At 32.8% G+C, this 11,826-nt stretch carries 13 protein-coding genes; 12 read left to right on the forward strand and 1 reads right to left on the reverse strand.

Annotated elements, in window-relative coordinates:
* Window positions 1-124: 124 nt before the first annotated feature.
* Both argB and I6U48_RS16235 read left to right on the forward strand, forming a co-directional pair.
* Window positions 125-1,012 carry an acetylglutamate kinase gene (argB, locus tag I6U48_RS16230; protein ID WP_218321516.1) on the forward strand — a complete coding sequence of 296 codons (888 nt, stop codon included), beginning with the start codon at window positions 125-127 and terminating at the stop codon, window positions 1,010-1,012.
* Window positions 994-2,163, forward strand: a complete 1,170-nt coding sequence (locus I6U48_RS16235) for an aspartate aminotransferase family protein (RefSeq protein WP_218321517.1) — start codon at window positions 994-996, stop codon at window positions 2,161-2,163. Before argB ends, I6U48_RS16235 begins: the two co-directional genes overlap by 19 nt.
* 81 nt (window positions 2,164-2,244) lie before the next feature.
* Here the strand turns inward: I6U48_RS16235 and megL are convergent, their stop codons facing one another.
* Entirely contained in the window at window positions 2,245-3,447 is a 1,203-nt protein-coding gene (megL, locus tag I6U48_RS16240; protein WP_218321518.1) for a methionine gamma-lyase, read from the reverse strand.
* 361 nt (window positions 3,448-3,808) lie between these two features.
* Between megL and I6U48_RS16245 the strand changes: the two genes are divergently transcribed.
* The 10 genes from I6U48_RS16245 (at window position 3,809) to hisE (ending at window position 11,679) form a co-directional block, all read left to right on the forward strand.
* Window positions 3,809-4,978, forward strand: a complete 1,170-nt coding sequence (locus tag I6U48_RS16245; protein WP_218321519.1) for an ATP phosphoribosyltransferase regulatory subunit — start codon at window positions 3,809-3,811, stop codon at window positions 4,976-4,978.
* Window positions 4,979-5,010: 32 nt separating this feature from the next.
* Entirely contained in the window at window positions 5,011-5,673 is a 663-nt protein-coding gene (gene hisG / locus I6U48_RS16250; RefSeq protein WP_218321520.1) for an ATP phosphoribosyltransferase, read from the forward strand.
* A 28-nt stretch (window positions 5,674-5,701) separates the two neighbouring features.
* Window positions 5,702-6,994 carry a histidinol dehydrogenase gene (gene hisD, locus I6U48_RS16255; protein WP_218321528.1) on the forward strand — a complete coding sequence of 431 codons (1,293 nt, stop codon included), beginning with the start codon at window positions 5,702-5,704 and terminating at the stop codon, window positions 6,992-6,994.
* A 27-nt stretch (window positions 6,995-7,021) separates the two neighbouring features.
* Window positions 7,022-7,615, forward strand: coding sequence for an imidazoleglycerol-phosphate dehydratase HisB (hisB, locus tag I6U48_RS16260; RefSeq protein ID WP_218321521.1), 594 nt, complete (start codon window positions 7,022-7,024; stop codon window positions 7,613-7,615).
* A 29-nt stretch (window positions 7,616-7,644) separates the two neighbouring features.
* Window positions 7,645-8,262: an imidazole glycerol phosphate synthase subunit HisH gene (hisH, locus tag I6U48_RS16265; RefSeq protein ID WP_218321522.1), complete on the forward strand. Its 618-nt coding sequence runs from the start codon at window positions 7,645-7,647 to the stop codon at window positions 8,260-8,262.
* On the forward strand, window positions 8,259-8,972 hold the full coding sequence (gene hisA / locus I6U48_RS16270; protein ID WP_218321523.1) for a 1-(5-phosphoribosyl)-5-[(5-phosphoribosylamino)methylideneamino]imidazole-4-carboxamide isomerase: 714 nt from the start codon (window positions 8,259-8,261) through the stop codon (window positions 8,970-8,972). The genes hisH and hisA overlap by 4 nt, the downstream gene beginning before the upstream one ends.
* 51 nt (window positions 8,973-9,023) lie before the next feature.
* Window positions 9,024-10,085: a histidinol-phosphate transaminase gene (hisC, locus tag I6U48_RS16275; protein WP_218321524.1), complete on the forward strand. Its 1,062-nt coding sequence runs from the start codon at window positions 9,024-9,026 to the stop codon at window positions 10,083-10,085.
* 56 nt (window positions 10,086-10,141) lie between these two features.
* Window positions 10,142-10,903 (forward strand): imidazole glycerol phosphate synthase subunit HisF, encoded by a 762-nt coding sequence (gene hisF, locus I6U48_RS16280; protein ID WP_218321525.1) that lies wholly within the window; start codon window positions 10,142-10,144, stop codon window positions 10,901-10,903.
* 76 nt (window positions 10,904-10,979) lie between these two features.
* Window positions 10,980-11,327, forward strand: coding sequence for a phosphoribosyl-AMP cyclohydrolase (hisI, locus tag I6U48_RS16285; protein ID WP_218321526.1), 348 nt, complete (start codon window positions 10,980-10,982; stop codon window positions 11,325-11,327).
* Window positions 11,328-11,343: 16 nt separating this feature from the next.
* Window positions 11,344-11,679 (forward strand): phosphoribosyl-ATP diphosphatase, encoded by a 336-nt coding sequence (gene hisE / locus I6U48_RS16290; RefSeq protein WP_218321527.1) that lies wholly within the window; start codon window positions 11,344-11,346, stop codon window positions 11,677-11,679.
* Window positions 11,680-11,826: the final 147 nt, after the last annotated feature.

Consider the following 11,826-nt stretch of genomic DNA (forward strand, 5'->3'; position numbering starts at 1 on the left):
TAATTATACATGTGTTTATATAATTATTCAATAAAAAATATAAAATTGTTTAAAATATATTGCATATTAATAATAATGGGGGTATAATTATTCTCATAAAAAATCAAAAGGTTGGTGGCGCTAAATGTTGGAAGAAACTATACCCTTGGAACTAGAGCAGGATATAGAAAAATTTAAGGGAAAAACCTTTGTAATAAAGTATGGTGGAAGCATAATGAATAATGAAAATGCTTCAAGAGCTTTTATTGAAGATGTGGTTTTATTGAAGAGATTGGGTATAAATATAGTTATTATTCATGGTGGCGGTCCAGAAATATCTAAATGGCTTCAGATGACGGGTATAAAAAGCGAATTTAGAAATGGGCTAAGAGTTACAGATGAGAATGTTATGGATGTAGCCGAAATGGTACTTTCAGGACATATAAATAAGGATATATCAGCTAATTTAAGTAGCCAAGGGGTAAGTGCCATAGGTTTAAGCGGAAGAGACAGCAACCTAATTAAGGCTAAAAAGAAATATTTATATGAAAATGGCAGGAAAATAGATATAGGATTTGTTGGAGATGTTGTGAGCATAAATAAATCATTTTTACTAAGTATTTTAGAAAAAGATAGAGTTCCAGTTATTTCTCCTATAGCATGCGATTCTCATGGAAATAAGTATAACATTAATGCGGATTATGCAGCGTCTTTTATAAGTGCTGAACTGAAGGCAGAGAAGCTTATAATCCTTACAGATGTAGAAGGTGTTTATAAAGATATTAATGATAAATCCAGCTTAATAAAAAATATAGAAGCTGATGATGTGAAGCATTATATACATGAAGGAATAATAAAGGGTGGAATGATACCAAAAATGGAATGTTGTATTGAAGCAGTTGAAAATGGAGCAAAGAATATACATCTTATAGATGGAAGAAAAAAGCATAGTCTGGTTTTAAATTTAGCATATAATTCTGGAACCAAGATTATTTCAAAGGGGAGAGTGAGAAAATGTCAAAAGGTAATATAATGAACACTTATGGAAGATTTGATGTAGTTTTTGAAAAAGGACTAGGATGTAAGTTATACGATGATAATGGAAATGAATATTTGGATTTTGTTTCAGGCGTAGCAGTTAATTGTTTAGGTCACAGTCATCCGGCTATAATAAATGCTATAAATGAACAAGCTAAAGATTTAATGCATATATCCAATTATTATTGGTCTAAACAGGGTATTGAATTATCAGAAAGGTTATGTTCACTTGGTGACCACAAATCTGTTTTTTTCTGTAACAGTGGTACAGAAGCTATGGAATGTGGAATTAAGATTGGAAGAAAGTATGGAAAAATAAAAGGTGGAGAGAAGAAAAATATAGTGATATATATGGAAAACTCTTTTCACGGAAGAACTATGGGTGCTTTAACAGTAACAGGACAAAAGAAATATCAAGAAGATTTTATGCCTTTAATAGGTGGAGTTAGAAGTGCTAAATTTAATGATATAGAAGATTTAAAAAATAAAATGGACAATGATGTATGTGCAATTATATTAGAGCCTGTTCAAGGTGAAGGTGGAATCAATCCAGTAATGGTTGAATACTTGGAACAGGTTAAAGAGTTATGTGAGCAATACGACGCGCTTCTTATATTTGATGAAATTCAATGTGGAGTAGGAAGATTAGGAACCTTCTTTGCTTATCAAACCTTCAATGTAATTCCAGATGTAATATGTATGGCAAAAGGCATTGCTGGAGGCTTCCCTATGGGAGCTATAATGACTAATGAAAAAGCATCAGTGCTTGTGCCAGGAGATCATGGAAGCACGTTTGGAGGCAATCCTCTTGCTTGTGCAGTAAGTCTTGCTGTCTTAGGAGAATTAGTTGATGGTGGAGTAGTTGAAAAGGTAAAAGAAAAAAGTGAATATATGATATCTAAATTGAATGAACTTAAGGATAAATATAGTCAAATAGAAGAAATAAAGGGAATAGGTTTATTATTAGGTATAAAATTAAACGTAGATATCAAAGAATTTAGCAAGAAATGTTTTGAAAACAAACTTCTTGCAGTTACAGCTGGCAAAGATGTTGTGAGACTTTTACCGCCACTTAATGTAGAAAAGGAAGATATGGATAAGTCCATAGAACTTTTAGAAAAAGTTTTAAAAAGCTATAATAATTAGTATGTTTCGATAAAATAAATCCACCTAACCAAAAAGAGCAATTGCTCCTTTTGGTTAGGTGGATTTATTTTGTCACTTGAATTATTTTACTATTAAATCAAGAGCTTGTTTTAAATCTGCTATTATATCAGAAACATTCTCAAGACCAACAGATAACCTAACTAAACCATCACTTATGCCTGCTGCAAGTCTTTCTTCTGGAGAATAAGGTGAGTGAGTCATTGAGGCAGGATGTTGGATAAGAGTTTCAGCATCACCTAAACTTACGGCAAGAGAAGCAAGCTTAACGTTATTCATAACAGTTATTCCTTCTTCAACACCACCCTTTAATTCAAAAGAAATCATAGCACCTGGATAACTCATTTGTTTTTTAGCAAGTTCATAATCCTCAAAGCTTTCAAGTCCAGGATAGTATACTTTTCCAACCGCAGGATGAGATTCTAGGAATATAGCAACTTCCATAGCATTTTTGCAGTGTCTTTCCATTCTTATAGGTAAAGTCTTCATGCCCCTTATAATAAGATAAGAATCAAATGGGCTAAGAACAGCACCAGTCATATCTTTTAACCCAAAAAATCTTACTTGATTTATAAAGTCTTGTTTGCCAATTACAAATCCGGCTATAACATCTCCATGACCATTTAAGTATTTAGTTGCGGAATGGACAACAACATCAGCACCTAACTCTAATGGTCTTTGAAGATAAGGGGTACAGAAAGTATTATCAACAAATACAAGACAATCACTATTATTTTTATGAGCTATGTTGGAAATTTCCTTAATATCATTAATTTTTAAAGTTGGATTGGCAGGAGTTTCAAGATACACTACTTTTGTGTTTGGTCTTAATGCTTCTCTTAACTCTTCTAAGTTTGATGCGTCTACAAAAGTCACATCTACTCCAAATCTTGTAAGTCCATGGTTTAAAAGAGCAAAAGTACATCCGTATAGAGTATCAGATGCAACCACATGATCTCCAGCTTTTAGTGCAGTCCAGAGAGCAGATGAAATGGCACCCATACCTGAAGCAGCAGCAACTGCAGCCTCTCCATTTTCTAATAAAGCTATTTTTTCCTCAACTTCTGTACAAGTTGGATTTCCGAGTCTTGTATATATATATCCAGCCTCCTGACCAGCAAATCTATTTCCACCTTGTTCTGCTGAGTCGAATATGAAAGTTGATGTTTGATATATAGGAGTAGCTAAGGAACCAAATTGTTTATCTCCAATATGGCCACCGTGTATTGCTTTTGTATCAAAACCCATTTCTTTTATATTTTCCATTAAATTTATCCTCCTCATTTTCAAATATAAATATTATGAAATAATGATGAAGCAATAAGTGTGCCAAGCCTTGAAGCGGATAAAATTGCTTCGATGTAAAGAAAAATTGCCATAAATTTAAAGAAAATGGAACTTTTTATTTACAAGTGTAAAAAAATATTTACATTCAATAAATATTTATTATTTCATCATACTGTATAAGCAAATAAATCTTGAAGCATACTCTTGTTCGTGTTTTATTATTTCAAATATTTTAAATAAGCTATTGCATTTTTTGTGGCAAGCTGTTACAATAGCACTATGACAAATTAGCACTTTAGCATGATGAATTGGTAACGTGTGAAAAGAGGATGTGAATTAGATGTTTAAATGGAAAAGATATATACCAGAAGGTGGAAAAGATACATTATTTGAAGAATGTGCTCAAAAAATAGAAATTGAAGATATACTGAGAAAAACATATATAGATTGTGGATATCAGGAGGTAATATCTCCAACCTTGGAGTTTTATGATGTATTTATTGGTGAGAATGCTACGCTGCCTCAGGAAAAGATGTATAAGCTTTTTGATAATCAGGGAAGAATATTGGTATTGAGGCCAGACATGACAACACCTATAGCAAGAATTGCAGCTACTAAATTTCAAGATGCATCATATCCACTAAAATTATGTTATACGTCAAATATATACAGAGTCAATGAAAGATTGAATGGAAAGAATAGTGAAATTACTCAATCTGGTATTGAAATAATAGGTGTTAAAAGCCTTAAAGCAGATGTAGAAGCTATAATAATGGGAATTAATGCATTAATTAAATGTGGGCTTAAAGATTTTAAAATAGAATTAGGTCAAGCTGAGTTTTTTAAAGCAGTTATTGAAGACGTAAATATAGGAGAGGAAGATAGAGAGAAGCTAATAAAATATATAGAAAATAAGAATTTAGCAGCCCTATCTGAGTTTGTAGAAGATAAAAGCAATGAAATAGGTGAAAATGCATTACAAATGCTAAAAGAATTGCCAAGATTATTTGGAGATATTGGAGTATTAGACAGGGCAGAAGAATTAACTAATAATGCTAAGGTACTTGATGCAATAAAAAGCATAAGAAAGGTTTATAAAATAATAGAAAGTGCAGGCTTTGGAGAATACCTTTCAGTAGATTTGGGAATGGTACAGCATTTGGATTACTATACAGGAATAATTTTTAGGGGATATGCTCATGGAGTAGGAGGAAATATATTAAGTGGAGGAAGATATGATAATCTTATCGGTCAATTTGGTTTAGAAAAACCAGCTACTGGATTTGCATTAGATGTAGATAGCATAATCCTAGCTCTTGATAATAAAGAAAAAAGTTCTAAAGAGAAAGTATTAATTTACTATAGTGAAGAATCTCTTATAGAAGCTTATAAAAAAGCTGAGGAATTTAGAAAAAAGAATATAATTGCAGAGATGAGTTTATTAGATTCAGAAGATGAAGCTGTAAATTATGCAAAAAATAAAGGAATAATTAAAGTTATAAAAGTGTGAAATAATTTAATATTATGGTGAGGGATTACATTATGAATAATAAAAAAACTATAAAAATAGCTTTAACTAAAGGAAGAATTGAAGAAGGTGCTATAGATATATTTGAGGCAGCAGGTATAGATTGTACAGAGCTTAAAAATAAAGGTAGAAAACTTATATTCCATAATAAAAATTATAATATAGATTTTGTACTTGTAAAGGCTGCAGATGTACTTACCTATGTAGAGCATGGAGTAGTTGATGTGGGCATCGTTGGAAAGGATACTTTGATGGAAGAGAATAAGAACTTCTATGAAGTTTTAGACTTGAAATTCGGGTGCTGCAGATTTGCAGTTGCTGGACCTAAGAATTCAAAGTTTTATGAAGGATATAATAAGAAAAAGATTGCAACTAAATATCCCAATGTGGCAAGAGAGTATTTTAGAAAAATTGGACAGGATGTCGAAATTGTGAAAATAGAGGGTTCAGTAGAACTTGCGCCTATACTTGGATTATCAGATGCCATAGTGGATATAGTTGAAACAGGAAGTACCTTAAAGGAGAACGGATTAGTTGTTTATGATGATATATGCAATATAAGCGCAAGAATGGTTGTAAATGTAGCAAGTATGAAAATGAAGAAAGATGAGATAGAAGAGATAATCGAAAAAGTTAATGAGGAAGTTAACTCAAGAGAATTTTCGATGATAAATTAAAGTTTTGCTGGAGGTTAAGGTTATGGATATTATAAATGTCATATATGGGAGCACCGAAGAAGGAAAAAAGTATTTAGATAATCTTAGAGATAGAGAAGAAAGTGTACAAAAGGATGTCATAAACACAGTTAAAGAGATATTAGAGGATATAAAAGAAAATAGAAATGAAGCATTGATAAAATATATAAATAAATTTGATAGTGAAAATGTAAATAAAAACAATATTTTAGTAAGCAAGGAAGAAATCGAGCAGGCTTATGAGATAGTTGATAAGGAATTTTTAGATGCTATTAAATTGGCTGCCGAAAATATAGAGTTTTTCCATGAAAAACAAAAAAGAAATTCATGGATGATTACTAAAGAGAAGAGAGTTATGCTAGGTCAGAATATTAGAGCTTTAGAAAATGTAGGGATTTATGTTCCAGGAGGTACTGCAGCTTATCCATCATCTGTGCTTATGAATGCCATACCAGCTAAAGTAGCAGGGGTTGAAAATATAGTTATGGTAACTCCACCTTCAAAGGATGGAAGTATTAATCCTAATATACTTGTGGCAGCAGATATAGCTGGAGTCAAAAAGATTTATAAGGTAGGGGGAGCGCAGGCAATAGGGGCTCTTGCATTTGGAACAGAAAGCATTAATAAGGTAGATAAAATAGTTGGACCAGGAAACATTTATGTCGCTATGGCAAAAAAGAGTGTTTACGGTTACGTAGACATAGACATGATAGCAGGCCCTAGTGAAATTCTAATAATAGCGGATGAAAGTGGAAATCCGGAATATATAGCAGCAGATTTAATGTCACAGGCAGAACATGATAGATTAGCGTCCTCGGTATTAGTTACTACATCGAAAGAGTTAGCTGAGAAGGTAAAAAAGGAATTAGCAAAGCAAGTAGAAGCTTTAAGCAGAAAGGATATTATTTTAGATTCTCTTAAGAATTATGGGGTAATTATAGTAGTTAATAATTTAAAGGAAGCAATTAATATGTCAAATGAAATTGCACCGGAACATTTAGAAGTTTGCATTGAAAATCCATTCTTAGCTCTGGGGGAAATTAAAAATGCAGGCTCTATATTCCTAGGTTCTTACTCGCCAGAGCCATTAGGAGATTATATAGCAGGACCAAATCATGTACTGCCTACAAGTGGAACAGCAAGATTCTTTTCACCATTGTCAGTAGACGACTTTGTGAAAAAATCAAGCTTTATTTATTATTCAAAAGAGGCATTATTTGATGTAGGAAATAAAATAATTAAACTTGCAGATACAGAAGGGCTTACAGCTCACGCAAATTCAATAGCGGTAAGAATGAAATAGATAAGTTTAAAGATAGGAGAGTTAAGTATGAGTGATTTGAGAAAAGCATCAATTACGAGAACTACAAAGGAAACAGATATCAACGTAGAAATTGATCTGGATGGAGAAGGTAATTATAATATAGAGACAGGTATAGGATTCTTTGATCATATGCTTACACTCTTTGCTAAGCATGGCATACTAGATTTGGAAGTAAAAGCAAGAGGTGATCTTTATGTAGATTGCCACCATACAATAGAAGATGTAGGAATTACTCTTGGCAAATGTATAGAGAAAGCTGATCTGGATAAGGCTGGTATAAAAAGATATGGAACGTCTTTTGTTCCTATGGATGAAGCTTTATGCATGATATCTATGGATATGAGCGGAAGACCTTATTTGGTTTTTGAAGGTGATTTTAATTCACAAAAGGTTGGAGATATGGATACAGAAATGGTAGAAGAGTTTTTCAGAGCCTTAGCTTTTAATGCAGGAATAACTCTTCATGCTAAAGTACTTTATGGAAAAAACGCTCATCATATGATAGAAGGTCTATTTAAAGCACTAGGAAGGGCTTTGAGGGAAGCAGTTACTAAAGACGAAAGAATAAAAGGAGTTATGTCTACAAAGGGAAATTTATAGTTATAAGATTTCAAAAGTGAGGGATAGAAGTGAAAGAGAAAAAAATAGCTATAGTGGATTATGGAATGGGAAATTTAAGAAGTGTCGAGAAGGCCCTCGAGTTTATAGGAGCTAAAGCTAAAATAACAGAAGACGCTGAAGAAATAATGAATAGCAGTGGCATAGTATTACCGGGGGTAGGAGCTTTTCCTGATGCTATGGAAAATATAAAGAAGTCAGGTTTTGATAAAGTAATGAAGGAAGCTGTTAAGAATGGAACTCCTCTTATGGGAATATGCCTTGGAATGCAGCTTCTATTTGAAGAAAGTGATGAGGTAAGAGAAACAGAAGGACTTGGATTTATAAAGGGAAAAATTAAAAAGTTTGAAGTTGATTTAAAAATACCTCATATGGGTTGGAATGATCTTATTATGGATAAATCTTGTGAAATACTAAAGGATGTTAAAGAAGGTAGCTATGTATATTTTGTACATTCTTTTTATGCACAGATTGAAGAAGAGGGAGTGCTTAATGCTCACAGTTTCTATGGTGTGGATACTCCAGCAGTAGTTAGTAAAGAAAATGTATTTGGACTTCAATTTCACCCTGAAAAAAGTGGAGAACCTGGAATGCAAATGTTAAGAAATTTTTGGGAGTTGGTAAAATGATAATATTTCCGGCTATAGATTTAAGGGATGGAAAATGTGTTAGATTATATCAAGGAAAATTTGAAGAATCAGAAGTAGTAGGAGAGGAACCTTTAAAGGTGGCCATGAGTTTTAAAGAATGTGGAGCAGAATACATTCATATGGTTGACTTGGATGGTGCACTCAACGGAGAATTAAAAAATTTAAAAGTTATATCAGAAGTTGTTAAAAATGTAGGAGTTCCAGTAGAACTTGGCGGCGGTATAAGAGATATGAAAACCATAGATATGCTTATTCAGGCTGGAGTATCAAGAGTAATACTTGGAACAGCCGCCTTAAAGAATCCTGAGTTTGTAATGGAAGCAGTAAAAAAATATGGAGAAAAAGTAGCAGTAGGCATAGATGCTAAGAATGAAAAGGTTGCAGTAAGCGGATGGCTTGACGTAAGTGATGTAGACTATATAGATTTTGCTAAGGAAATGGAGAAAATAGGAGTAAAAACTATCATATTTACAGATATAAGTAAGGATGGTACACTTCAAGGACCTAATTTAGAACAGCTTGGTAAAATTCAAAGCAGTGTAAGCTGTAACATAATAGCTTCAGGTGGAATTAAGGACATCAACGATTTGAAAACTATAAATAACATGGGCATTTATGGAACTATTACAGGTAAAGCAATATATAGCGGAAATATAAACCTAAAAGAAGCTATAGAATTATGTAAATAATTTAAGTGTTAGGTAGATGAAAAAGATCATAATAGAAGGTGTGTGTTAACAATGAGCAAGTATTGGAGTGAAGTTACCAGAAGCATAGAGCCTTATGTTTGTGGTGAACAGCCAAAAGATAAGAAATATGTAAAATTGAATACTAATGAAAATCCATATCCACCATCACCAAAGGTATTAGAAGCAATAAAGAATGCTGCTAATGGAGACTTAAGACTATATCCGGATCCTAATTGCGATAAATTAAGCGAAACTATAGCCGAATATTACGATTTAGATAGGAAGCAGATTTTTATAGGCAATGGTTCAGATGAAGTATTAGCTCTATCATTTCTAACATTTTTTAATCCTGGTGAGACTATAATTTTCCCAGACATTAGCTATAGTTTTTACCCAGTATATGCAGATTTATATAAGATAAATTATAAGCTTGCAAAATTGAAAGAGAATTTTTCTATATTTGTAGATGATTTTCTGACCGAAAATGGTGGAGTTGTAATTCCTAATCCAAATGCTCCAACGGGAAGATGCTTAGATGTGGCTTCAATAAAAAAGATTTTAGATTATAACAGCAATAAAGTTGTTATAATTGATGAAGCCTATATAGACTTTGGAGGAGTCTCAGTAGTAAATCTTATAAAGGAATACCCAAATTTACTAGTAATACAAACTTTATCTAAATCTCGATCTTTGGCTGGAATTCGTGTAGGTTTCGCACTAGGTCAGGAAGAACTTATAGATGGATTAAATAGAATAAAAAACTCTTTTAATTCTTATACAATAGATAGAGTAGCAGCTATAGCTGCGGTAGAAGCGATAAAGGATGAGGAATATTTTAGAGAATGTGCATCGAAAATAATAAAAACAAGAGAAGAGGTTGTCGAAAAGTTAACCTTACTTGACTTTAATGTAATACCTTCAAAAGCTAACTTCATTTTTACAGCTCACTCTACATATCCTGCAAGTGAATTGTTTACTAGATTAAGAGAAAAGGGTGTATTGGTAAGATATTTTAATAAAAATAGAATAAACAATTATTTAAGAATTACCATAGGATCAGACGAAGAAATGAATTATTTTATAGAAAAGGTTAAAGAAATTATAAATGATTAAAAAGTATTTATAATGTGGTAATGGCTTTATGAAAATGTTGAAAAGAGGTGTGAAACTTGCTTACAAAAAGAATAATACCTTGCCTTGATGTTAACATGGGAAGAGTAGTTAAAGGAGTAAATTTTGTTAACTTAAAGGATGTTGGCGATCCTGTTGAAATAGCAGATTTTTATAATCATGAGGGAGCCGATGAGATAGTATTTTTGGATATAACTGCTACCCATGAGGGAAGAAGTACAATGATTGATGTAGTTAGAAGAACTGCAGAGAAAGTTTTTATTCCTCTTACTGTTGGAGGCGGTATAAGGACTTTAGATGACTTCAAGGAAATATTAAGAGCTGGTGCAGATAAAATATCAGTAAATTCAGCTGCTATAAGAGACCCAGAGCTTGTAAAAAGGGCGGCAGAGAGGTTTGGAAGTCAATGTGTAGTAGTTGCCATAGACGGGAGAAAGAGAGGAGACGACTCGGGATGGAATGTGGTTATAAATGGTGGAAGAATAGATACAGGTCTTGATGCTCTTGAATGGGTTAAAAAAGTTGAGGACTTAGGAGCTGGAGAAATACTTTTGACAAGTATGGATGCAGATGGAACTAAAAATGGTTATGATATAGAGTTTACAAAAGCAGTAGTGGAAGCATGCAATATTCCAGTAATAGCTTCAGGAGGTTGTGGGACCTTAGAACATTTTTGTGATGTGTTTAAAGAAACTGGAGCAGATGCAGCATTAGCGGCATCACTCTTTCATTATAGAGAATTAAGTATAGCTCAAGTTAAGGGATATCTTAAAGAAAAATCTGTTGAGGTGAGATTATAAAGAGCAGCGATACAATTATATTTAAGATAAGAATTAAGAAAACATATATGATTACAAATGGGAAAAGGTAGTAGAAATGAAAGAAATAAAATTAGAAAATGTAGACACAGAATTATTACAAGAAGTAGATTTTTCTAAGGGGTTAGTTCCTGCAATTGTACAGGACTTTAAGACAGAAGAAGTGCTTATGCTTGCATATATGAACGAAGAATCTTTAAGAAAAACTGTTGAGACAGGAACAACCTGGTTTTGGAGCAGATCAAGACAGGAATTTTGGAATAAAGGAGCTACTTCAGGACATTTTCAATACGTAAAAAACATTAAATTAGACTGCGATGGAGACACATTGCTTATAAAAGTAGATCAAGTAGGAGCAGCTTGCCATACTGGAAGCAAAAGCTGTTTTTATAGAAATATTATATAAATAGGGGGTTTTGTTAATGGAATTAAAAAATATTGTAGAACAACTTTATGAGGTAATACAGGAAAGAAAAGAGAATCCTATTGAAGGGTCTTACACAAGTTATCTTTTTAGTGAAGGAATAGATAAAATACTAAAGAAGATTGGTGAAGAAAGTGCTGAAGTTATAATAGCAAGTAAAAATAACAGTAAGGACGAATTTGTATATGAAACTTGTGATTTAATTTATCACGTATTAGTGCTTATGGCGTGTCAGGGTGTTGTTATTGACGATATAGTAAAAGAGCTTGAAAAGAGAAGACAAAAGATATGTAACAAAAAACCAGAGAGAAAAACAGCAGAAGGAATTCATTAGAAACTAGAACCAAGGGCTGTTGTAATTATAGATAACCACGGCCGAAAGTAGACTTATGCTCCGGGAGATGTTTCCAAGCTTCAGCACGATAAAAACTTTTTATATATGCTTTCAGCTTTGGAAACATATACCTGAGCATAGGTCTGC

It is taken from the genome of Clostridium thailandense, from assembly GCF_019207025.1.
Taxonomy (GTDB): domain Bacteria; phylum Bacillota; class Clostridia; order Clostridiales; family Clostridiaceae; genus Clostridium_AM; species Clostridium_AM thailandense.